This is a genomic window from Streptomyces sp. NPDC002787 (assembly GCF_053592095.1).
Window position 1 is genome coordinate 131,504 of record NZ_JBSFVC010000027.1, and the last position, 23,290, is coordinate 154,793.

At 69.2% G+C, this 23,290-nt stretch carries 19 protein-coding genes; 2 read left to right on the forward strand and 17 right to left on the reverse strand.

The features are described 5' to 3' along the window. Window positions 1–168 precede the first annotated feature (168 nt). The 16 genes from aroB to ACWD26_RS32925 form a co-directional block, all read right to left on the reverse strand. Window positions 169–1,260, reverse strand: a complete 1,092-nt coding sequence (gene aroB, locus ACWD26_RS32850) for a 3-dehydroquinate synthase (protein WP_451275598.1) — start codon at window positions 1,258–1,260, stop codon at window positions 169–171. Beyond that, window positions 1,257–1,739 (reverse strand): shikimate kinase, encoded by a 483-nt coding sequence (locus ACWD26_RS32855; RefSeq protein ID WP_451275618.1) that lies wholly within the window; start codon window positions 1,737–1,739, stop codon window positions 1,257–1,259. The genes aroB and ACWD26_RS32855 overlap by 4 nt, the downstream gene beginning before the upstream one ends. Window positions 1,740–1,771: 32 nt before the next feature. After that, window positions 1,772–2,956: a chorismate synthase gene (gene aroC / locus ACWD26_RS32860; protein ID WP_451275599.1), complete on the reverse strand. Its 1,185-nt coding sequence runs from the start codon at window positions 2,954–2,956 to the stop codon at window positions 1,772–1,774. Between the two features lie 177 nt (window positions 2,957–3,133). Continuing rightward, the gene (locus ACWD26_RS32865; RefSeq protein WP_451275600.1) at window positions 3,134–3,592 is read right to left on the reverse strand and encodes a (2Fe-2S)-binding protein; all 459 of its coding nucleotides are present in this window, start codon (window positions 3,590–3,592) and stop codon (window positions 3,134–3,136) included. A gap of 27 nt (window positions 3,593–3,619) precedes the next feature. Next, a complete protein-coding gene (locus tag ACWD26_RS32870; protein ID WP_451275601.1) occupies window positions 3,620–5,827 on the reverse strand; it encodes a molybdopterin cofactor-binding domain-containing protein in 2,208 nt (735 codons plus the stop codon). Window positions 5,828–5,931: 104 nt separating this feature from the next. After that, window positions 5,932–6,771 carry a shikimate dehydrogenase gene (locus ACWD26_RS32875; protein WP_451275602.1) on the reverse strand — a complete coding sequence of 280 codons (840 nt, stop codon included), beginning with the start codon at window positions 6,769–6,771 and terminating at the stop codon, window positions 5,932–5,934. After that, entirely contained in the window at window positions 6,768–8,579 is a 1,812-nt protein-coding gene (gene mltG, locus ACWD26_RS32880; RefSeq protein ID WP_451275603.1) for an endolytic transglycosylase MltG, read from the reverse strand. The genes ACWD26_RS32875 and mltG overlap by 4 nt, the downstream gene beginning before the upstream one ends. 124 nt (window positions 8,580–8,703) lie before the next feature. Then, window positions 8,704–9,168, reverse strand: coding sequence for a Holliday junction resolvase RuvX (gene ruvX / locus ACWD26_RS32885; protein ID WP_451275619.1), 465 nt, complete (start codon window positions 9,166–9,168; stop codon window positions 8,704–8,706). 38 nt (window positions 9,169–9,206) lie between these two features. Further along, on the reverse strand, window positions 9,207–11,879 hold the full coding sequence (gene alaS, locus ACWD26_RS32890; protein ID WP_451275604.1) for an alanine--tRNA ligase: 2,673 nt from the start codon (window positions 11,877–11,879) through the stop codon (window positions 9,207–9,209). After that, window positions 11,879–12,253 carry a hypothetical protein gene (locus ACWD26_RS32895; protein ID WP_451275605.1) on the reverse strand — a complete coding sequence of 125 codons (375 nt, stop codon included), beginning with the start codon at window positions 12,251–12,253 and terminating at the stop codon, window positions 11,879–11,881. The genes alaS and ACWD26_RS32895 overlap by 1 nt, the downstream gene beginning before the upstream one ends. 7 nt (window positions 12,254–12,260) lie before the next feature. Continuing rightward, window positions 12,261–12,707, reverse strand: a complete 447-nt coding sequence (locus ACWD26_RS32900; RefSeq protein WP_451275620.1) for a DUF948 domain-containing protein — start codon at window positions 12,705–12,707, stop codon at window positions 12,261–12,263. Between the two features lie 196 nt (window positions 12,708–12,903). Further along, the gene (gene rpsD / locus ACWD26_RS32905) at window positions 12,904–13,518 is read right to left on the reverse strand and encodes a 30S ribosomal protein S4 (protein ID WP_033532580.1); all 615 of its coding nucleotides are present in this window, start codon (window positions 13,516–13,518) and stop codon (window positions 12,904–12,906) included. A 302-nt stretch (window positions 13,519–13,820) separates the two neighbouring features. Further along, window positions 13,821–15,176 (reverse strand): replication-associated recombination protein A, encoded by a 1,356-nt coding sequence (locus tag ACWD26_RS32910; protein ID WP_451275606.1) that lies wholly within the window; start codon window positions 15,174–15,176, stop codon window positions 13,821–13,823. A 43-nt stretch (window positions 15,177–15,219) separates the two neighbouring features. After that, window positions 15,220–15,858, reverse strand: a complete 639-nt coding sequence (locus tag ACWD26_RS32915; protein ID WP_451275607.1) for a vitamin K epoxide reductase family protein — start codon at window positions 15,856–15,858, stop codon at window positions 15,220–15,222. A gap of 146 nt (window positions 15,859–16,004) precedes the next feature. Next, on the reverse strand, window positions 16,005–17,267 hold the full coding sequence (gene hisS, locus ACWD26_RS32920; protein WP_451275608.1) for a histidine--tRNA ligase: 1,263 nt from the start codon (window positions 17,265–17,267) through the stop codon (window positions 16,005–16,007). Between the two features lie 13 nt (window positions 17,268–17,280). Next, window positions 17,281–17,997: an MBL fold metallo-hydrolase gene (locus ACWD26_RS32925; RefSeq protein ID WP_451275609.1), complete on the reverse strand. Its 717-nt coding sequence runs from the start codon at window positions 17,995–17,997 to the stop codon at window positions 17,281–17,283. 166 nt (window positions 17,998–18,163) lie between these two features. On the opposite strand from ACWD26_RS32925, the gene ACWD26_RS32930 reads away from it, so the two are divergent. Together ACWD26_RS32930 and ACWD26_RS32935 are read left to right on the forward strand one after the other, a co-directional pair. After that, the gene (locus tag ACWD26_RS32930) at window positions 18,164–19,000 is read left to right on the forward strand and encodes a peptidylprolyl isomerase (protein WP_451275610.1); all 837 of its coding nucleotides are present in this window, start codon (window positions 18,164–18,166) and stop codon (window positions 18,998–19,000) included. Between the two features lie 136 nt (window positions 19,001–19,136). Beyond that, entirely contained in the window at window positions 19,137–20,366 is a 1,230-nt protein-coding gene (locus tag ACWD26_RS32935) for a DUF349 domain-containing protein (protein ID WP_451275611.1), read from the forward strand. A 92-nt stretch (window positions 20,367–20,458) separates the two neighbouring features. On the opposite strand, the gene ACWD26_RS32940 is transcribed toward ACWD26_RS32935, so the two are convergent. Beyond that, complete coding sequence (locus ACWD26_RS32940) at window positions 20,459–23,005, reverse strand: RelA/SpoT family protein (protein ID WP_451275612.1); 2,547 nt, start codon at window positions 23,003–23,005, stop codon at window positions 20,459–20,461. Between the last annotated feature and the right edge of the window lie 285 nt (window positions 23,006–23,290).

Genomic DNA, 23,290 nt, shown 5'->3' on the forward strand with positions numbered 1-23,290 from the left:
CTCCGTCTCGTACAGTCACATCGACACTGGCGGGCGGGGCCTTTCGACCCCGCCCCTACCGAACGGTACCGTCCCCGGCCACCGTTTGGTGAACGGCCGGGGGCAGCCCGAAGTGCCCAAGTGGCCATGACCACAAGGCGAATCGGACAAGAGCCGCCCGAGTGGGTGTTACTGGCCCACTTCGCCGTAGGCGGCGAGGAGGACGGCCGGGTCGGGGCCCTCCAGGACCGTGGGCTTGGCCAGACCGTCCAGCACGATGAAGCGCAGCAGATCGCCCCGGGACTTCTTGTCGACCTTCATCGTCTCGAGCAGCTTGGGCCACTGGTCGTAGCGGTAGTGCAGCGGCAGGCCGACGGATTCGAGGACCGTGCGGTGGCGGTCGGCGGTCGCGTCGTCCAACCGGCCCGCGAGGCGCCCCAGTTCGGCCGCGAAGTGCATGCCGACGGAGACCGCCGCGCCGTGGCGCCACTGGTAGCGCTCGTTCTTCTCGATCGCGTGGGCCAGGGTGTGGCCGTAGTTGAGGATCTCGCGGCGCCCGGACTCCTTCAGGTCCCCGGAGACGACCTCGGCCTTGACCCGGATCGACCGCTCGATCAGCTCCGAGGTGTGCGGCCCGGCAGGGGTGCGGGCGGCCTGGGGGTCGGCCTCGATCAGGTCCAGGATCACCGGGTCCGCGATGAACCCGGCCTTGATGATCTCGGCCAGCCCGGACACGTAGTCGTTGACCGGCAGCGAGTCCAGCGCGGCCAGGTCGCACAGCACCCCGGCCGGCGGATGGAAGGAACCGACCAGGTTCTTGCCCTCGGCCGTGTTGATGCCGGTCTTGCCGCCCACCGCCGCGTCCACCATGGCCAGGACGGTGGTGGGGATGGCGATCCAGCGCACCCCCCGCAGCCAGGTCGCCGCCACGAACCCCGCGAGGTCCGTGGTGGCGCCGCCGCCCACGCCGACGATGACGTCGGTGCGGGTGAACCCGGACTGCCCCAGCGCCTTCCAGCAGTACGCGGCGACCTCGGCCGTCTTGGCCTCCTCCGCGTTCGGCACCTGGATGGCGACCGCCTCGAAGCCCTGCTCCGCCAGATCCGCCCGCAGGGCCTCACCGGTGTCGTCCAGCGCCTCGGGATGGACCACCGCGACCCGCTTGGCCCGGTTGCCGATCAACCCGCCCAGCTCGCCCAGGAGTTGACGCCCCACCAGGACCTCGTACGGCTCGGTACCCGCCGTGCCGCCGACCTGGATCCGGGTCACTGTCTCGCTCATGCTTCCTTCAACTCCAGTGCGTCCAGGGCCGCTTGGGTGACTTCCTCGGGAGTGCGGCCGTCGGTGGGCACGACGGCCGTGGCGACCTCCTCGTACAGGTTCCGCCGGGCCTCCATCAGCTCCCGCCACTGCTTGCGCGGGTTGACGGCGAGCAGCGGGCGGGCGGCGTTGAGGCCGGTGCGCTTGACGGCCTCCTCGACGTCCATCGAGAGGTAGACGACCCGCTGCCCGGCGAGCAGTGCGCGTGTGTCGGCGTCGAGGATGGCGCCGCCGCCGAGGGCGAGGACGCCGTCGTGCCCGGCGAGCGCGGCACGCACGGCCTGCTTCTCGACGGCGCGGAAGGCGGGCTCGCCCTCGTCGACGAAGATCTCCGCGATCTCGCGGCCCTGCTCGGCCACGATGTCGTCGTCGGTGTCCCGGTAGCCGACACCGAGGCGCTCGGCGAGCATCCGTCCGACGGTGGACTTGCCGACACCCATGGGGCCGACGAGGACGACCAGAGGCACCGGGCTCACCGGATCGCGAGGTTGTCGAGGTAGGAGCGGACGTTGCGGGCCGTCTCGGTGACGCTGTCGCCGCCGAACTTCTCCGCCACCGCGTCCGCCAGGACGAGGGCCACCATCGCCTCGGCGACGATACCGGCGGCCGGCACCGCGGAGACGTCCGATCGCTGGTGGTGGGCCTGCGTGGCCTCGCCGGTGGTGATGTCCACGGTCTGCAGCGCGCGGGGCACGGTCGCGATCGGCTTCATCGCGGCGCGTACCCGCAGCAGCTCACCCGTCGTGAGGCCGCCCTCGGTGCCGCCGGAGCGGCCGGAGACCCGCCGGATGCCCTCGGGGGTGTTCACGATCTCGTCGTGCGCCTTGGAGCCCGGCACCCGCGCCAGCTCGAAACCGTCACCGATCTCGACGCCCTTGATGGCCTGGATGCCCATGAGCGCACCGGCCAGGCGGGCGTCCAGCTTGCGGTCCCAGTGCACGTGGGAGCCGAGGCCCACCGGCACCCCGTACGCCAGGATCTCGACGACTCCGCCGAGTGTGTCGCCGTCCTTGTGGGCCTGGTCGATCTCGGCGACCATCGCCTTCGACGCGTCGGCGTCCAGGCAGCGCACCGGGTCGGCGTCCAGCTTCTCGACATCGGCGGGGGTCGGGTGGACACCCCGAGGTGCCTTAGCGGCGGCCAGCTCCACCACATGCGAGACGATCTCGATGCCGGTCGTCTCCTTCAGGTACGACCGGGCCACCGCGCCCAGGGCCACACGGGCCGCGGTCTCCCGCGCCGAAGCCCGCTCCAGCACCGGACGAGCCTCGTCGAACCCGTACTTCTGCATGCCGGCCAGGTCCGCGTGACCGGGGCGGGGGCGGGTCAGCGGGGCGTTGCGGGCGAGGCCGGCGAGGATCTCCGGGTCGACCGGGTCGGCCGCCATGACCTGCTCCCACTTCGGCCACTCGGTGTTCCCCACCATGATCGCCACCGGCGAACCCATGGTCAGACCGTGCCGCACCCCGCCGAGGAACGTGACCTCGTCGCGCTCGAACTTCATCCGCGCACCGCGGCCGTACCCCAGGCGCCGACGGGCCAGATGGTCCGCCACCATCTCCGTGGTGATCGGCACGCCGGCGGGAAGGCCCTCCAGCGTCGCCACAAGTGCGGGACCATGGGACTCCCCCGCGGTCAGCCAGCGCAACCTGCTCAACGGTGCTCCTCAGTGCTCGCGCCCCTGCGTACTGCCTTCGTGTACACGCGTCCTCGCGTACGGCGACGGCTACCGGGTGCGCGGCCCCGGCCCGCCACCTCCGATCCTCCCACGTCCGGGGCTCGGCCCGGTCACAGGTCCAGCAGACGGACGGGCCGTGCGGGAGATCGCCGCGAGTCACGCCATCTTGGCCGCCGCGCTCTTGATCGCCTCGCGGATGCGGAAGTACGTGCCGCAGCGGCAGACGTTCGCGATCTCGTCGATGTCGGCGTCGGTGGGGTTCTTCGTGCGCTTGAGCAGAGCGACGGCGGCCATGATCTGACCGGGCTGGCAGTAGCCGCACTGGGCGACGTCCTGTTCCAGCCACGCCTCCTGGACGGGGTGCAATTCGTCGCCGTCGGCCAGCCCCTCGATGGTGGTGACCTCACGGCCCGCCGCCTCGGCGACCGGCACCACACAGGGCCGGACGGCCTCGCCGTCGAGGTGGCTGGTGCAGGCCTTGCAGACGTCGATGCCGCAGCCGTACTTGGGGCCTCGGACGCCGAGCAGATCACGCAGGGCCCACAGCAGGGGCAGATCGTCGGGGGCCTCGACGGTGACGGTCTCGCCGTTGACGGTGAAGGTGTGGGAGGGCATGGATGTGCTCCTGGAGCCTGGCGTGGGTCAGCGGGGGAAGGGCGTGAAGTCCACGTCGAAGTTGACGGGGAAGCTGCGGGGCTTGGTGCCGGTGGCCCGCGCGTAGGCGTTGGCGACGGCGCCCACGGCGGCCGGGACGCCGAGCTCGCCCGCGCCGCCGGGTTCGTGCGCTCCCTCGATGACGAAGAGGCTGACGTCCTTCGGGGAGTCCTTCTGGCGGGCGTAGTGGAACTGCGAGTAGCTGCCCTCCAGTGGCAGCCCCTCGTCGATGTGGAGCCCGGCCCGCAGGGTGGTGGAGATGGCGTCGGTGAGCCCGCCGAGCAGTTGGGCCTCCAGTCCGCGCGGGTTGATCACCCGGCCGACGTCGGCCGCGATGACCGCCTTGGTCACCCGGGGCTTCTTCGGATCGGTGGCGTCGATCTCGACCAGACAGGCCGTGCAGGCCTTGTACTCGTCGTGGAAGCCGACGCCCTGCGCCCAACCGTCCGGGAGACTCCGCCCCCAGTCCCCCTCCTGCGCGACCTTGTCGAGCACGGCCCGCTGCCGCGCGGTCTTCAGGAACTCCCGCCGGAAGGCGACGGGGTCCTTGCCGAGCTTGGCCGCCAGTTCGTCGACGACCATCTCCTCGGCGCCCCGCGTGTTGGCCGAGTACACCGACCGCCACGACCCGGTGTGCATCCTGATCGGCACCTCGGTGAGCGTCTGCGTCGTGATGCCGAAGTTGTACGGGGACTTCACCGTGGTCAGGAACAGGGTCTGCGCGAAGGTCGCGTTGCCGATGCCGGAGGGCAGGCTCGCCGCGGCGGCGGTGATCGCGTCGCCGAGGCCGTGCCGGAAGTCGGTCTCCACTGCCGCCACCCGGTGCTGGAAGGTCAGCACCTGGCCCGCCGCGTACGTGGCCCGGACCCGGTGATGTGTGGCCGGCCGCATCCGTCCGTGCCGCATGTCGTCGATCCGCGACCACATCAGCCGTACGGGACGTCCACTCTTCTTCGACACGACGGCGGCCTCCAGAGCGGCGTCGTGGAAGAGCCGCCGTCCGAAGGACCCGCCCGACTGCACCACATGTACGTCGACCTTGGACACGGGCAGTCCGACGGCCTTCGCGATGGCGGCCTGCGCGACGATCGGCGACTTCAGCCCCGACCAGACCTCGGCCCGGTCCGCCCGCACGTCCGCCACGGCCGAGTTGGTCTCCAACGGCGCATGGCTGGCGAACGCGAAGTCGAACTCCGCCTCCACCTTCTTCACCAGCGGCCCGAGCACGTCCGGCGACGACGTGGCCGCCTTCAGTCTGGCCTTGATGCCGTCGTCCGACAGGGCGTCGACGCTCCCCGGGCCCCAGGTGACGTCCAGGGCCTCCTTGCCGTCGAGAGCCTGCCCGAACGTTTCGGCGACCACGGCGACACCCGTGTCGATGGTCACGACGTCGAGCACACCCGGCATGGCCCGCACGGCCGCCTCGTTGTTCACCGACCTCACGGTGCCGTTGATCGTCGGCGGCCGGCGCACCATGCACGGCTTGGCCCCGGGCACGTCGAGGTCGAGCGTGTAGGCCTGCTTGCCGGTGACCAGCGCACGGGCGTCGATACGGGAGGTGGGGGTGCCGACGAGGGTGTGCTCGGACTCCTTCTTGGGAGTGACGGTGAGCGAGCCGAGGTCGAGGGAGGCGGCGGCCGTCGACAGCGAGCCGTAGGAGGCGGTACGTCCGTCCGGCGCGATCACGACACCCTGACGCACCGTCAAGTCACTGGCACCGAGCCCCCAGCGCTTCGCGGCGGCGTGGACCATACGGGCGCGTGCGGCGGCCGCCGTGTGACGCACCGGGTCGTAGAGCGAGCGGATGGAGTTGGAGCTGCCGGTGAGCTGGTTGAACAGCAACTCGGGCCGCGCGTCGTCCAGTTGGACGCGAATCCGGTCGAGCGGAGTGTCCAACTCCTCCGCCACCAGCATCGCCACCGCCGTGGTGAGCCCCTGCCCGACCTCTTCCCTCGGCAGCCGGAAGTGGGCGATGCCCTCCTCGTCGACCGTCAGCACCAGCATGTTCGCCGTCGGCGCCCCGGCCAGGATCAGCAGATCGCCCAGGTCCACCAGGTCCGCCGGCGCCGGCAGCGTGGGAATCGCCGCGTCCGCCGTGCCGGGCTCATAGACGTCCAGACCTATCTTGGTCGCGACGGCGAGGGTGGGCGCGGCCACCAGATAGGTGAGAAACCTGCGCCGGGAGTGACGTGACATGGAAGCTCCGTTCGACGCCCCGCCTGCGTCGCCGGGCCGCCCGGTGATGATTGCCGCTGGTTACCCCTTGGTACAAGGGGTAACCAGCATCACCACACACGGCACTACCCCCGCTCGGCCAGCGCCCGCTCCCCCGCCTGCCTCATCGCACCGACGGGAGCTGTCTTGCACCCGGTCATCTGCTCGACCTGCAGAACCGCCTGGTGCACCAACAGGTCAAGGCCACTGACCACGGCACCGCCGTACGCCGACCACCGCGCCGCCAACTCCGTCGGCCACGGGTGGTACAGCACATCGAACAACGTCGTCGGCCGCTCCGGCACCGCGCCGGAGAGCGCGTCGGTCGCCCCGGCCGGCGTCGTGGCGATGACGAGCGGTGCGCTCAGCCCGCGTTCGGCCCGCTCCCAGTCCTCGGTACGCACCTCGACGTCCAGCCGCTCGCCCCACTGCCGCATCTCGGCGGCCCGGGCCTCGCTGCGTACGTACGCCACGACCTCGCCGGTGCAGATCCGGGCGAGCGCGGCCAGCGCGGAGGAGGCCGTGGCTCCCGCGCCGAGAATGGCCGCCGACTCCACCTGCTCGATCCCCCGCTCCCGCAGGGCGGCCACCATCCCGGGGATGTCGGTGTTGTCGCCGACCCGCCGCCCGTCCTCGGTGAACACCAGGGTGTTGACCGCCTCGACGGAGGTCGCCGTCTCGCTGATCTCGTCCAGCAGCGGAATGACCGCCCGCTTGAGCGGCATCGTCAGCGAGAGGCCCGCCCACTCCGGCCCGAGCTGCTCGACGAACCCGGGCAGCGCCTCCTCGTCGACCTCGAAACTGTCGTACGTCCAGTCGCTGAGCCCGAGTTCGGCGTACGCGGCCCGGTGCAGCACCGGGGAGAGCGAGTGGGCGATCGGGGAACCGAGCACGGCGGCCCGGTTCTTGGTGGCGGTGCGGCTCATTGTCCGTTCTGTGCTTCCTGGTACTTCCTGCGGTTCTTGTTGTGCTCTTCGTTGGTCACGGCGAACAGCGTCTCATCCTTGCTGATGGAGACGAAGTAGTACCAGTCGCCCTTGGCCGGCTTGAGAGCCGCCTTGATGGCCACCTCACCCGGGTTGTCGATCGGACCGGGGGGCAGGCCCTTGATCTTGTACGTGTTGTACGGGTCGTCGATCTGTCGTAGGGAGTCGACCGAACCCGTGGCCAGCTTGGACTCACCGCGCAGATAATTCACCGTCGAGTCGAAGTCGAGCAGACCATACGTCTCGGTGTTGTTCGCATCGAGCCGGTTGTAGACGACCCTGGCGACCTTTTCGAAGTCCTTCTTGCTGTATCCCTCGGCCTGAACGAGGCTCGCCACGGTGAGCACCTGAAGCGGATTGTCCAGCTTCAGATCATCAGCCTTGTCTTCCAGGTCGAGTTCCTCGTACTTCGCCTTGGCGAGGTCGACCATTTCCTTCAGGACGGCCTCGGGCTTCATGCCCTTGGCGATCGGATAGGTCGACGGATAGAGGAATCCCTCCAGCGGATCCTTGATGTCGGGGTTGTCGTTCGCCCACTCCGGAAGGCCGAGTGACTCCCACTTCTTCTCGGCGACGTCCTCGGTCGTGCCTTTCGTGAGCCCCAACTCTTTGTCGATCAAGGTGTAGACCGCGTTGTTCCGCTCCCCTTCGCGGACGGTGAAGTTGTTCTGGCTCTTCGGGTCGAGCATCAGCGCGATAGCGCTTTCAGCGGACATCTCCTTCTTGAGGAGATAAACGCCCGCCTGAATCTGGTTCTTGTCCGGATTCTGCGCCAGTGCGGCCGTGAAGGCGTCAACGCTCTTGACGACTCCGGCCGCCTTCAACTTCTGCCCGATCACCGACCCGAATTCGCCCTTGGCGACCGTGATCGTAACGGTCTCGTTCGTGCCGGATCCCGAATAGTCGGGAGTCTCCCCGAAACGGCTCTGATAGAACTGGTAGCCAAAATAGCTGACCCCGGCGAAACCGCCGCCGAAGACCATGACGACCACCAGGCAGGCGCAACCGCTGCGGCGCTTCTTGCCGCCCTTGCCCGATTTCCCGGACTTGCCGCCGCGGCCCTTCCGGTCGCCGCGGCCACCGCGTCCCTCGGCCTCGTCGTCATCGTCGTCATCGTCGTCGTCCCCGCCGCCCGCGAAGAACGCGTGCTCACCCTGGTCCGGTCCGGGGTCCCAGTCGGTCCGTTCGGCGGCCGGCTGCTTCTCGGGCTCGGGCTCGGGTTCGGGTGTGGGGGCGGATGCGGGTTCCGCGCCACGGCGCGACGGCGGCTCCGGCGGTGGATAGGCGTCGGGCGTGCCGTAGAAGTCGGGCTGACCACCGCCGTAGGCCATCGCCTGCTGCTGCCCCCCGTAGGGGTCGGCCGGATCGGCGACGTAAGCGCCCTGCGCCTGCTGGTGCGTTCCGTTGTTCCAGCCGCCGTCGACCTGACCGTACTGCTGCTGGTTCTGATTCTGATGCTGGTGCTGGTTCTGGCCGGGGTACTGCTGCCCGGCGTCCCCGTACTCCTGCTGGTACTGCTGCTGGGCGTAGGCGTCCTGATGGCCGTTGCCCCAGCCGCCGTTGCCGTTGCTGTTTCCGTTGCCGTACTGCTGCTGGTACTGCTGCTCCGGGTAGTGCTGCTGCGGCTGGCCGCCGTAAGGGGACTGCCTGCCCGCCTGGGCCTGCTGCCCGTCCCATCCGCCGTCCCCGTACAACGGGTCGTCCGGATGCCACGGTTCGGAGCCTGGGCCCCGGCCATACTCAGTCATCGATCCCCTAGAGCCGCGAGGCGGCGGTCACGCGGGGCTTGTGGCTCGGCTTTCGTCCCCGCCTCTTTTTGTGCGGAGGCTGTTCGAAGGCCACCGCATCGCGCGGAACGTTACCGTATCGCGATCAGTCGGCCAGTTCGACGCCTTCGCCAGGAGCTTTACCTGACACCCTTTCGGATTCCAGCGCCTGTTGCAGGATGATCACGGCTGCTGCCTGGTCAATGACCGACCTGCCCTTTTTCGACTTCACCCCCGAAGCGCGCAGGCCTTGACTCGCCGTCACTGTGGTCATCCTCTCGTCGACGAGTCTGACCGGAACCGGCGCGATCATGCGCGCCAGTTGCTGGGCGAAGCCACGGACCTTGGCCGCCGCCGGGCCCTCGCCCCCTTTGAGGGAACGAGGGAGGCCGACGACGACCTCGATCGGTTCGTACTCCTCGACGAGTTGACCCAACCGCCGCTGAGCAGCCGGGACATCACGTCCGGGAACCGTCTCGACCGGGGTGGCGAGGATCCCGTCGGGGTCGCAGGAGGCGACTCCGATGCGGGCGTCCCCGACGTCGATCGCGAGCCGACGGCCGCGGCGCATGGCCGGGCCGTCGGCCTCGCTCGTGTGATCCGCTGTGCTCACTTGGCCGTCTCGGCGACCAGGCGCTCGACCGCGTCCACGGCCTCGCCGATGGCGGCCGGGTTCTGGCCACCGCCCTGGGCGACGTCGGGCTTGCCGCCGCCGCCACCGCCGAGGGTCTTGGCGGCCGTACGGACCAGGTCGCCGGCCTTGAGGCCGCGCTCGCGGGCGGCCTCGTTGGTGGCGATGACCGTCAGCGGCTTGCCGTTCACCGCGGTGAAGAGGGCGACCACGGCGGCCCGGCCGCCCTGGATGCGTCCACGCACGTCGAGGACCAGCTTGCGGAGGTCGTCGGCGGTGGTGCCGTCCGGGACCTGACCGGTCACCAGAGCAACGCCGGAGACGTCCTTGGCGGACTCGGCGAGACCGGCGGCGGCCTGCAGAACCTTCTCGGCGCGGAACTTCTCGATCTCCTTCTCGGCGTCCTTCAGCTTGCCGAGCATGGCCGAGACCTTCTCCGGGAGCTCTTCCGGACGGCCCTTGATCAGTTCCTGGAGCTGGGCGACGACCGTGTGCTCACGGGCGAGGAAGTTGTAGGCGTCGACACCGACCAGGGCCTCGATACGGCGGACACCGGAGCCGATGGACGACTCGCCGAGCAGCTTCACCAGGCCGAGCTGCGCGGTGTTGTGGACGTGCGTACCGCCGCACAGCTCCTTGGAGAAGTCGCCGATGGTGACGACGCGGACGCGGTCGCCGTACTTCTCGCCGAACTCGGCGATGGCGCCCTGCTTCTTGGCCTCGTCGATGCCCATGACCTCGGCGCGGACGTCCAGTTCGCGGGCGAGCACCTCGTTGATCTTCTGCTCGACGTCGGTCATCACGGCCGTCGGGACGGCGGACGGGGAGCCGAAGTCGAAGCGGAAGCGGCCGGGCTGGTTCTCGGAACCGGCCTGGGCGGCCGTCGGGCCGAGGGCGTCGCGCAGGGCCTGGTGGGTCAGGTGCGTGGCCGAGTGGGCGCGGGCGATGGCGGTGCGGCGGCGGCCGTCGATGGAGGCGTGGGCCTTGGCGCCGACGGTGACCTCGCCGACCTGGACGACACCCTTGTGGACGTAGACGCCCGGGACCGGCTTCTGGCAGTCGCGGATCTCGATGACGGCACCGGAGTCGACCTTGATCCGGCCGGTGTCGCCGATCTGGCCGCCGCCCTCGGCGTAGAACGGGGTGCGGTCGAGGACGATCTCGACCTCGTCGCCCTCGGTGGCGGCGGGCGAGGAGAGCCCGTCGACGAGGATGCCGACGACCGTGGACTCGCCCTCGGTGTCGGAGTAGCCGATGAACTCGGTCTCGCCGGCGGCGTCGGCGATCTCGCGGTAGGCGCCGAGGTCGGCATGGCCGGTCTTCTTGGAACGGGCGTCGGCCTTGGCCTTGTCCCGCTGCTCCTGCATCAGGCGGCGGAAACCGTCCTCGTCCACGGAGAGGCCCTGCTCGGCGGCCATCTCCAGGGTGAGGTCGATCGGGAAGCCCCAGGTGTCGTGGAGCAGGAACGCCTTGTCGCCGGGCAGCTGCTTGCCACCGGCGGCCTTGGCGTCGGTGATGGCCGTGTCGAGGATGTTCGTGCCGGCCTTCAGCGTCTTGAGGAAGGCGTTCTCCTCGGCGAGGGCCACCTTCTCGATGCGCTCGCGGTCGGTGAGCAGCTCGGGATACTGCTGGCCCATCATGCCGATGACGACGTCGATGAGGTCCTGGACGACCGGGCCGGTGGCGCCGAGGAGGCGCATGTTGCGGATGGCGCGGCGCATGATGCGGCGCAGGACGTAGCCACGGCCCTCGTTGCCGGGGGTGACGCCGTCGCCGATGAGCATCACGGCGGTGCGGATGTGGTCGGTGACCACGCGCAGGGAGACGTCGGAGTCCTTGGCGTCGCCGTAGGAGACACCGGTGAGCTCGGTGGCCCTGTTGATGACGGCCATGGAGGTGTCGATCTCGTACATGTTCTGCACGCCCTGCAGAATCATGGCGAGGCGCTCCAGGCCGAGGCCCGTGTCGATGTTCTTGCTGGGCAGCTCGCCGAGGATCTCGAAGTCCTCCTTCGAGGTGCCCTCGCCGCGCTCGTACTGCATGAAGACCAGGTTCCAGATCTCCACGTACCGCTCGTCGTTGACGGCGGGGCCGCCCTCGACGCCGAACTCCGGGCCGCGGTCGTAGTTGATCTCGGAGCACGGGCCGCACGGGCCGGGGACGCCCATGGACCAGTAGTTGTCCTTCATGCCGAGGCGCTGGATGCGCTCCTTGGGCACGCCGATCTGCTCGTGCCAGATGCGCTCGGCCTCGTCGTCGTCCTTGTAGACGGTGATCCAGAGCTTCTCCGGCTCCAGGCCGTAACCACCCTTGTCCTGGGGGCTGGTGAGCAGCTCCCAGGCGTGCTTGATGGCGCCTTCCTTGAAGTAGTCGCCGAAGGAGAAGTTGCCGCACATCTGGAAGAAGGTGCCGTGCCGGGTGGTCTTGCCGACCTCTTCGATGTCCGGCGTACGGACGCACTTCTGCACGCTGGTGGCGCGGGCGAAGGACGGCTTGACCTCACCGAGGAAGTACGGCTTGAAGGGGACCATGCCCGCGTTGACCAGGAGCAGAGTCGGGTCGTCCGCGATGAGCGACGCCGAAGGGACAACGGTGTGACCGCGCTCCTCGAAGAAGCTCAACCAGCGGCGACGAATCTCGGCCGACTCCATCAGTGGTCCTCATTCCGGTTGTACGGGTACGACGAGCTGTCGACGTACCTCGAATTCCTGCTGTACTTCGGGGTGTTGCTGTTCTCGATGGCGACGACGCGCCTCGGGGCCGGAAGCTCCGGGTACTCGTCGGGGTTGGTCTCGATGCCGAGTGCCTCGCCCAGTTCGGCCTCGCGCTGGGCCATGTTGTCGCGGACGTCGAGCGCGAACCCGACCGCCCGGTCCTTGAGTTTGTGGCCCGCCTCGATCGCCTTGTTCGCCGCCTGGGTGGCGAGGTGCTCGGGGGTGAGCTGCTTGAGCTTGCGGTTGACCTTGGTGGTGGCCCACACTCCGGCGGCGACACCTGTGGTGAACCAGAACGTACGGCGGAACATCGCTCGGTCAGTCCTTCTTTCCACGGGTGTCGCGCCGGCTCCGGCGGGTGCCGGCGACGGTGCGTCCCACGATCACGGTACGGCGCTGCTCCTTGGCGGGCTCACCCTCCCGGCGGCCGCCCATGGCCCGGCGTACGCCGTAGCCGAAGGCGGCGACCTTGAGGAGGGGGCCGCCGAAGGTGGACGCGACGGTGGTGGAGAGCGCCGAGGCGTTCGACGTGACCTCCTGGACGTCGGACGCGATGGCGTCGACCCGCTCGATCTGGGTCTGCGCGGAGCGGACCGCGGTGGACGCGTCGGCGAGGAGGGGGACGGCCTGGTCGGTCACGTCCGCGACGAGTTTGGTGGTCGCCTTGAGCGTCTGGGCCAGCCTCGCCAGCGCGACGGCGAGGAAGGAGACCAGGATCGCCCAGAAGACGGCCACCAGGATCCCGGCCACCTCTCCACCGGACACTGTGTGCACCCGCTCCCTGGAACATGCCTGAACGTCGAAAGTCGTGTCCCGAGCCTATCGCGCCGGGGCGATCGCTCAGAACCGCATTAACGCGTACCGCAGTAAGGCGAGAGCCCGCCGCCCCGCCCGCCGGAAAAGGGCGGGGAGACGACGGGCTGACGCTCGGTGCGTGTGTACTACGTACGTCGAAAGAGGATCAACGGGCGTAGTACTCGACGACCAGCTGCTCGTCGCAGATGACCGGGATTTCCTTGCGGTTCGGGTCGCGGTCCAGGCGGAAGGCCAGGGCCTTGAGGTTCACCTGCAGGTAGCGCGGGGTCTCACCGTCGGCGGCGAAGCCACCCTCGCGGGCGACCTCGAACAGCGGCTTCTGACGGCTGCGCTCACGGACCATGACGACGTCGTCCGGCTTGACGCGGAAGGACGGCTTGTCGACCTTGTGGCCGTTGACCTCGATGTGGCCGTGGACGACCATCTGGCGGGCCTGGTAGATCGTGCGGGCGATGCCCGAACGCAGGACCAGCGCGTCGAGACGGCGCTCGAGCTCGATGATCAGGGCCTCACCGGTCTTGCCCTGGACCTTGGAGGCACGCTCGTAGGCGCGGACGAGCTGGCGCTCGGACACGTCGTACTGCGCGCGCAGACGCTGCTTCTCGAGCAGACGGACCTTGTAGTCCGAGTTCTGCTTGCGACCACGGCCGTGCTCACCCGGCGGGTAGGGGCGGGCCTCGAAGTACTTGACGGCCTTCGGGGTCAGCGCGATGCCGAGGGCACGCGACTTCTTGACCTTGGGGCGGGACTGGTTCGCCACTTCTTTTCCTTTTCCTTCAATCGGCTGCCTCAGGGTTACGGGAGGTCGCATCCGCAGCCGGGGGATTCCCGTCAGGTCCACGAGGACTTGCCGGGCAGCCGCTCCCCTGGTCTGGGCACATACGTGCAGCACACGAACGGCCCACCGACCGGTCCCGGGAATCCGAGTGGTGGTGGGCTGCCCGCGACACCTACGACGGTGCGCGACGCTCCTGGATCAAAAGATCCGGCTGGATGTCCCGCCTGAGGCGCCGACCGGAGCCGGACACGGGACGCAGCACTACAGAGGAGTCTACAGGGGCTTCAGGACTGCTTCCGACCGAGGTGTTTCCTGGTCCACTCCACCGCGTCGGCGTACCGGGCCTCGGCTCCGTGCCTGGTCGGCGTGTAGTACTCGCGTCCGTTGATCGCGTCCGGCGCGTACTGCTGGGCGGCGATCCCCTCGGGCAGGTCGTGCGGGTACACATACCCCTGGGCGTGACCGAGCTTGGCCGCGCCCTTGTAGTGCCCGTCCCGCAGATGGGGCGGCACGGGACCGGCCAGGCCCTTGCGCACGTCCTCCATGGCGGCGCCGATGGCCATCGTCGCGGCGTTCGACTTCGGGGCCAGGGCGAGGGCGATGGTGGCGTGGCTGAGGGTGAGGGCGGCCTCGGGGAAGCCGATCATGGCGACGGCCTGGGCAGCGGCGACGGCCATCGGCAGCGCGTTCGGATCGGCGAGGCCGATGTCCTCGCTGGCGGAGATCATCAGACGGCGGGCGATGAAGCGTGGGTCCTCACCGGCTTCGATCATCCGCGCCAGGTAGTGCAGCGCGGCGTCCACATCCGATCCCCGGATGGACTTGATGAGGGCGCTGGCCACGTCGTAGTGCTGGTCGCCGTCGCGGTCGTACTTCACGGCGGCGCGGTCGACGGTCTCCTCCAGCGTCTGGAGCCCGATCTCCTGCTCCCCCTTGTCGAGGGCCGCGCCGGCCGCTGCTTCCAAAGCGGTCAGGGCGCGGCGGGCGTCGCCGCCCGCGATCCGCAGGAGGTGGGTTTCGGTGTCCTCGGGGAGGGTGACGGCGCCCTTGAGACCGCGCTCGTCGGTGAGGGCGCGCTTGAGGAGGCCGCGCAGGTCGTCGTCGGTGAGCGGTTCGAGGGTGAGCAGGAGGGAGCGGGACAGGAGGGGGGAGATCACCGAGAAGTACGGGTTCTCGGTGGTCGCGGCGATCAGGGTGACCCAGCGGTTCTCGACGGCCGGGAGCAGGGAGTCCTGCTGGGCTTTGCTGAAGCGGTGGATCTCGTCGAGGAAGAGGACGGTCTCCTTGCCGAAGCCGCCGGTGGCGCGGCGGGCGCCCTCGATGACCGCGCGGACCTCCTTGACACCGGCGGTGATCGCGGAGAGCTCCACGAAGCGCTTGTTGGTGGCCTTGGAGACGACGTACGCCAGGGTCGTCTTGCCCGTGCCGGGTGGTCCCCAAAGGATCACCGAGGAGGGGCCGGCCGGGCCGCCGCCGGACTCGCCGACCAGTCTGCGCAGGGGCGATCCGGGCTTCAGCAGGTGCTGCTGGCCCACGACCTCGTCGAGGGTGCGCGGGCGCATCCGTACGGCCAGGGGGCTGGCGGCCGGGTCCTTCTCCTGGCGTTCTTCTGCGGCGGCGGTGAACAGATCGGGCTCCACACCGAAAACCCTATGTCACGCCACTGACAGTCCGGTCGGGCCGTCAGCTGGTCCAGAAATCCCACCAGCGGGTCAGGATCAGCATGCCGATGATGCCGATGTGCATCACGGGCAGGACCCAGGTGAACTCGCCGAAGAAGCCCTTCAGCCAGCCGGGCGCGGGAAGGAGGCCGCTCCGGATGTTGGAGGACGTGACGTACCAGAACATAAGGATGGTGGCGACCCAGGCGAGACAGCACCACAGGCAGAGCGAGTTGATGTTGTAGAGCGACTGGTACTGGAGCCAGGTCACGAAACCGACGCCGAAGACGGTGCCGGCGTTGAAGGTGAGCCAGTACCAGCGGGGGTAGGTGGCCCCGGCCAACAGACTCATGCCGACACAGATGACGATGCCGTACGCGACGAGGCCGAGCATCGGGTTGGGGAACCCGAAGACGGAGGCCTGGTCGCTCTTCATGATGTTGCCGCAGGAGACCACCGGGTTGAGACTGCACCCCGGCGTGAAGTTCGGGTCTTCGAGCAGCTTGAACTTGTCGAGCGTGATGACCCAGGACGCGAGCAGCCCGGCCGTACCCGTGATCAGCAGCAGGATCGCGAAGGCCCGGCTTCCGCCCACCGTGCGCGGGGCCTCGGTGTGTTCCCGGTCGGTGGTCGAGACGTCCCTGACTGTCGTCTTGCTCATCACGTCGATTCCGTCGATTCCATAGCTTCGAAGGGGCCGCTGGGCACGGTCATTGTGCCGTACACCCTCGCGCGCGCACCGTTCACTGGACGTAAAAGTCGCCCCCGCCACCCGTAAAGGGCGACGAGGGCGACAACGGTTCGAACTCAGCCCAGCCGGGCCTCCAGCTCGGCGACGATCTCGTTCACGCCGATGGCGACCTGCTCGCCGGACTCCATGTCCTTCAGCTGGACGATGCCTTCGGCGAGGTCGCGCTCACCGGCGACGATCGCGTACCGCGCGCCGCTGCGGTTGGCGTTCTTCATCGCGCCCTTCAGCCCCTTCCCGCCGTACGAGAAGTCGGCCGCGATGCCCACCTTGCGCAGTTCGGTGACCTTGGCGAAGAGGAGGCGGCGGGCCTCCTCGCCGAGCGGGACGGCGAAGACGCTGGTGGCGGCGGGGAGTTCGAGCTCGACGCCCTCCGCCTCCAGGGCGAGGACCGTGCGGTCGACGCCGAGGGCCCAGCCGACCGAGGGCAGCGCGGGGCCGCCGATCATCTCGGAGAGGCCGTCGTAGCGGCCGCCGCCGCCCACCGCGGACTGCGAGCCCAGACCGTCGTGGACGAACTCGAAGGTCGTACGGGTGTAGTAGTCCAGGCCGCGCACCAGCTTGGGGTCGTCCTCGAAGGCGACGCCCGCGGCGGTGATCAGCTCGCGCACCTCCTCGTGGTACGCCTTGCAGGCGTCGCAGAGGTAGTCGCGCAGCAGCGGGGCGTCCCCGAGCTGCTTCTGGACCGACTCGCGCTTGTCGTCGAGGACGCGCAGCGGGTTGATCTCCGCACGGCGGAGCGTGTCCTCGTCCAGGTCCAGGCCGCGCAGGAACTCCTGGAGGGCGGCCCGGTAGACGGGACGGCACTCCTTGTCGCCCAGGCTGTTGAGGAGGATGCGGAAGTTCCTGAGGCCAAGCGAGCGGTACGCCTGGTCCGCCAGGATGATCAACTCGGCGTCCAGGGCCGGGTCCTCGGCACCGATGGCCTCGGCGCCCACCTGGGAGAAGTGGCGGTAGCGGCCCTTCTGGGGTCGCTCGTAGCGGTAGTACGAGCCGGAGTACCAGAGCTTGACCGGGAGGTTGCCGACCTTGTGCAGGTTGGCCTCCAGGGCGGCGCGCAGCACGGAGGCGGTGCCTTCGGGACGCAGGGCGAGCTTGGTACCGCCCTTGGTCTCGAAGGCGTACATCTCCTTGGTCACGATGTCGGTGGACTCACCGACACCGCGTGCGAACAGTTCGACGCTCTCGAAGCCGGGGGTCTCGATGTAGCCGTAACCGGAGTTGCGCAGCGGCGCGGCGATGGCCTCGCGGACGGCGAGGTACTTGGCGCTGTCCGGGGGCAGCAGGTCGTACGTGCCCTTGGGGGCCTGAAAGGTGCTCACGGAAGGTCTCTCGTCACATTCCTCGTCGGGGAGGGGTCGTCGGACCCTCTCCCTGGCCGCCGGCCGCCACCTGCCGCAGATACGGGTTGGTGGCGCGCTCCTGGCCGATGGTCGTCTGGGGGCCGTGGCCGGACAGCACCACGGTCGAGTCGTCGAGCGGCAGGCACACGCGGGCCAGCGAGTCGAGCATCTCGGCCATGTCACCGCCGGGCAGGTCGGTGCGTCCGATGGAGCCGGCGAAGAGCAGATCCCCGGAGAAGAACACGGAGGGGATCTCCGTGGTCTCGGGCATCCGGAAGGTCACCGACCCCTTGGTATGGCCGGGCGCGTGCGCGACGGACAGCTCCAGACCGGCCAGCTCCAGCTTCGCGCCGTCGGTCAGCTCCTTGACGTCGTCGGGCTCCCCGATGGTCAGCTCGCCCATGAGCGGCATGCCGATGGACCGGCCGAGCACCTTCTCCGGGTCGCTCATCATGTACCGGTCGTCGGGGTGGATCCACGCCGGTACGTCGTGCGCGCCGCACACCGGGACGACCGAGGCCACGTGGTCGAGGTGGCCGTGGGTGAGGACGACGGCGACGGGCTTGAGCCGATGCTTCTTCAGCGTCTCCTCGACTCCCTGGGTGGCCTGGTGGCCCGGGTCGATGATCACGCACTCCTCACCGGCGGCGGGGGCGACCAGATAACAGTTGGTCCCCCAGGCCCCGGCGGGGAACCCGGCAATGAGCACGATCGTCCTTCTTGTGTCGTACGAGGGTGGGTTGCTGTGGATCAGAGCCTACCGGCGCTGCCGTTTCCTCAGCGAACCCATATACGGTACGGGTCACACGCAAACAGTCGACTCACGAGACGTGCGACGTACCCGTCGACGTACAGACGCTTGAGGAGAGAACCCGGTGGTCAGCCAGGAGCAGCGGCGGCGTCAGCTCGCCCGGGAGAAGTTCTTGCGGCAGCAGCAGCGGCGCACGTCCGCGCGGCGCAAGGCACAGGTCCGCAACGCCGTGATCGCTTCGGTGCTCGGCGTGATCCTGGTGGGCAGTGTGGCGCTCTACACGACCGACGTCCTCAAGGGCGACGACAAGAAGGACAACGCGAGCGCGGAGGTGACCCCGAGCGCCTCGCCCAGCAAGGCGCCGGACCCCTGCGAGAAGGCGGCCGCGGGCAAGGTGAAGGAGCTCACCTTCAAGAAGGAGCCCGCGATCACCATCGACAAGACCGCGAAGTACACGATGGATCTGCAGACGACCTGCGGTTCCATCCCCATAACGATGGACGCGGCGAAGGCCCCGCACACCGTCAACTCGTTCAACTTCCTGGTGAACAAGGGGTACTTGGACCACACCAAGTGCCACCGGCTCACCACGCAGGGCATCTACGTGCTGCAGTGCGGTGACCCGCAGGGCACCGGCATGGGCGGTCCCGGCTACACGATCCCGGACGAGAACCTCAAGGACTCGCGTCTGAAGGGCGATGTGTACCCGGCGGGCACGGTCGCGATGGCGAACCAGTTCAACGCGCAGACCGGCGAGGGCAAGAACAGCGGCGGCAGCCAGTTCTTCCTGGTCTTCCAGGACAGCCCGCTTCCGGCCAACTACACGCCGTTCGGCACGATCTCCGAGGACGGCATGAAGGTCCTGAAGAAGATCGCCGACGCGGGTGAGAACACGGGGATGGGTGATGGGACGCCCAACGCGACCGTGGTGATCAACAAGGCGACTGTCAAGAAGTCCTGACCGCCAACAGTGAAATTTCGGTCGCGCGGGATGCGGACAGGCAACCCGCCGGTCGCCTATGTTGGCCGTGACGAAACTGTGGACGATGCCCGGGGGAGCTTCAGGCCCCCCGCAGGCATCATGTGGAGGAGGCGCTGTGAGCAGCGACCCGTGGGGCCGCGTCGACGAGACGGGGACCGTGTACGTGCGTACGGCCGACGGCGAGCAGGTCGTCGGTTCCTGGCAGGCCGGCTCCCCTGAGGAGGCGCTGGCCTACTTCGAGCGCAAGTACGAAGGCCTGGTTGTCGAGATCGGCCTCCTCGAGAAGCGCGTGAAGACCACCGACCTGTCGGCGAAGGACGCGCAGGCCGCGATCGACCACATTCGCGAGCAGGTCGACGCGCACCACGCCGTCGGTGATCTGGACGCCCTCAAGGTGCGGCTGGACAAGCTCGTCGAGACCGTCGAGGCGCGCCGCGAGGAGCGCAAGCAGCAGCGGGCCAAGCAGTCCGACGAGGCCCGGCACGCCAAGGAGGCGCTGGTCACGGAGGCGGAGGAGCTGGCCCAGTCCGATCAGTGGCGGGCCGCCGGTGAGCGGCTGCGCGCGCTGGTGGACACCTGGAAGGGTCTGCCGCGGCTGGACCGCAAGTCCGACGACGAGCTCTGGCACCGCTTCTCGCACGCCCGCTCGGCGTTCTCCAAGCGCCGCAAGGCCCACTTCGCACAGCTGGACGCGCAGCGCGAGGACGCCCGCAAGACCAAGGAGAAGCTGGTCGCGGAGGCCGAGGCGCTGTCGAACTCGACCGACTGGGGTCCCACGGCGGCGCGCTACCGCGAGCTGATGGCGGACTGGAAGGCGGCGGGCCGCGCCCAGCGCGAGCACGAGGACGATCTGTGGAACCGTTTCCGCGGCGCCCAGGACGTCTTCTTCGCCGCCCGCAGCTCGGTGTTCGCCGAGCGTGACGCGGAGCAGTCGGAGAACCTCAAGCTCAAGGAGGAGCTGGCCGGGGAGGCGGAGAAGATCCTGCCGGTCACGGACCTGAAGGCCGCCCGTGCCGCGTTCCGCTCGATCAACGAGCGCTGGGAGGCCATCGGCCATGTGCCGCGGGACGCCCGCCCGAGGGTCGAGGGCCGGATGCACGCGGTGGAGCGCGCCATCCAGGAGGCCGAGGAGGCCGAGTGGCGCCGTACCAACCCGGAGGCCCGCGCCCGCGCGGCCGGTCTCACGGGGCAGCTCCAGGCCGCCGTCGACAAGCTGAAGGGCCAGATCGAGGCCGCTCGCGCCCAGGGCAACAACGCCAAGGCCGACAAGCTCCAGCGCGAGCTCGACGGCCGCCAGGCGCTGCTGGACCAGGCGCTGAAGGGTCTGCAGGAGTTCGGCGGCTGACGCCGACGGCTCATGGGTGAGGGGCTCCCGTACGGTTCGTACGGGAGCCCCTCACTTGTTCGCTTCAGCCCGCTGTCGGTCTTCGACGGCCGCTACGGCCTCCGCGCCGACGTCACGCGGTACACGTCGTAGACGCCCTCCACGCCCCGGACCGCCTTCAGGACGTGGCCCAGATGCTTGGGGTCGCCCATTTCGAAGGTGAAGCGGGAGGTGGCGACGCGGTCGCGGGAGGTCTGGACGGCGGCTGACAGGATGTTGACGTGCTGGTCGGACAGGACACGGGTGACGTCCGACAGCAGTCGGCTGCGGTCCAGGGCCTCGACCTGTATGGCGACGAGGAAGACCGAGGACTGGGTCGGGGCCCACTCGACGTCGAGGATGCGCTCGGGTTCACGGGAGAGCGACTCGACGTTGACGCAGTCGCTGCGGTGAACCGATACGCCACTGCCCCGGGTGACGAAGCCGATGATGGGGTCGCCGGGGACGGGCGTACAGCAGCGGGCCAGCTTGACCCAGACGTCGTCGACGCCCTTGACCACGACACCGGGGTCGTTGCTGCCGCGCCGCTTGCGGCTGCGGGTGGGCGGTACGGCCTCGTCGATCTCCTCGGTGGCGGCCTCCTCACCGCCGAGGGCCTGGACGAGCTTCTGCACCACGCTCTGCGCGGAGACATGGCTCTCGCCTATGGCGGCGTACAGCGCGGAGATGTCCGGATAGCGCATCTCGTGCGCGAGGGTGACCAGCGAGTCGCCGGTGAGGATCCGCTGGATCGGCAGGTTCTGCTTGCGCATGGCGCGGACGATGGCGTCCTTGCCCTGCTCGATCGCCTCGTCGCGCCGCTCCTTGGAGAACCAGGCGCGGATCTTGTTGCGGGCGCGCGGCGACTTCACGAAGCCGAGCCAGTCGCGGGAGGGGCCCGCACCGGCCGCCTTGGAGGTGAAGACCTCCACCAGGTCGCCGTTGTCGAGGGTGGATTCGAGGGGGACCAGGCGGCCGTTGACCCGGGCGCCTATGGTGCGGTGGCCGACCTCGGTGTGGACCGCGTACGCGAAGTCGACGGGGGTCGCGCTGGCCGGCAGCGCTATGACGTCGCCCTTCGGGGTGAAGACGAAGACCTCGTTGCGGGACAGGTCGAAGCGCAGGGACTCCAGGAACTCGCCGGGGTCCTCGGTCTCCTTCTGCCAGTCCAGCAGCTGCCGCAACCAGGCCATGTCGTTGAGGTGGTCGTCCTTGCCGGTGCTCCTCGGCGCGTCCGTACGGACCTTCGAGGCGCCGGCGACGGCCTCCTGCTTGTACTTCCAGTGCGCGGCGATGCCGTACTCGGCGCGGCGGTGCATGTCGAACGTGCGGATCTGGAGTTCGACGGGCTTGCCGTTGGGTCCGATGACCGTCGTGTGCAGCGACTGGTACATGTTGAACTTGGGCATCGCGATGTAGTCCTTGAACCGCCCCGGAACCGGGTTCCAGCGGGCGTGGACCGTGCCCAGGGCCGCGTAGCAGTCGCGGACGGTGTCCACCAGGACGCGGATGCCGACCAGGTCGTAGATCTCCGCGAAGTCACGGCCGCGGACAATCATCTTCTGGTAGACGCTGTAGTAGTGCTTGGGTCGGCCGGTGACGGTCGCCTTGATACGGGCGGCCCGCAGGTCCTGCTGGACCTCGTCGGTCACTATGGCCAGGTACTCGTCACGCTTCGGTGCCCTCTCGGCCACCAGCCGGACGATCTCGTCGTACATCTTGGGGTAGAGGATCGCGAAGGCGAGGTCCTCCAGCTCCCACTTGATGGTGTTCATGCCCAGGCGGTGGGCGAGCGGCGCGTAGATCTCCAGGGTCTCGCGCGCCTTCTTCTCCTGCTTCTCGCGCTTGAGGTAGCGCATGGTGCGCATGTTGTGCAGGCGGTCGGCGAGCTTGATGACCAGGACGCGGGGGTCCTTGGCCATGGCGACGACCATCTTGCGCACGGTCTCGGCCTGGGCGGCCTCGCCGAACTTGACCTTGTCGAGCTTGGTGACGCCGTCGACGAGGAGGGCGACGGAGTCGCCGAAGTCGCGGCGGAGCTGGTCGAGGCCGTACTCGGTGTCCTCGACCGTGTCGTGCAGCAGGCCCGCCATCAGGGTGGCCGGATCCATGCCCAGCTCGGCGAGGATGGTGGTCACCGCGAGGGGGTGCGTGATGTACGGGTCGCCGCTCTTGCGCTTCTGGCCCCGGTGCCAGCGCTCGGCGACCTGGTAGGCCTTCTCGATCTGGCGGAGCGTCGATGTCTCGATCTTCGGGTCGTTGCTGCGCACGATCCGCAGCAGCGGCTCCAGGACCGGGTTGTACGGGTTGGAGCGCTGTACACCGAGGCGGGCGAGCCGGGCGCGTACGCGGTTGGAGGAGCCGGTGCGGGCGGGCTGGCCCGTGGCCGTGGGGCGGGCCGGGGGCGCCGGAGTGGGCGCGGGCGCGGGCCTCTCGGGTGTGGCCGGCTTGGGGCGCGACGGGCCGGCGGCCTTGTCCGCGGGCGCGGACTGGGCGTGCTCGACCGAGCCCTGCGCGGACGTCGCGGGGTTCGCCTTCGTCGTGTGCTGCGCGGGCTTGGCCGCGGGGCCCGAGGCGGACTCGGGCTTGGCGGCGGTCAGGTGCTGGGCCTCGTCTGGCAAGAGGGCTCCTCGTGCGCGATCCGGGTCCCCCGGTCAGGCTCCGGAGCACCCATGGTAGCGATCCCGGGCCCCAGGATCGCCTTCAGGCCACAGTGAGGGCCGTCTACCCGTGAAACACGAGGGGTGCGCGGCGGATTCCATGGGGGCCGCACCGGGGTGTGCGGTGGTTGGTTCGGTGCGGGTCGCGTGGGGTTGCTCGCGCAGTTTCCCGCGCCCCTTTGGGGGGCGGGGTGCGGCGGGGGCCCCCGGAAGTCCCCGGGGGTGGGGCTCGGGGTCGCGGTGGTA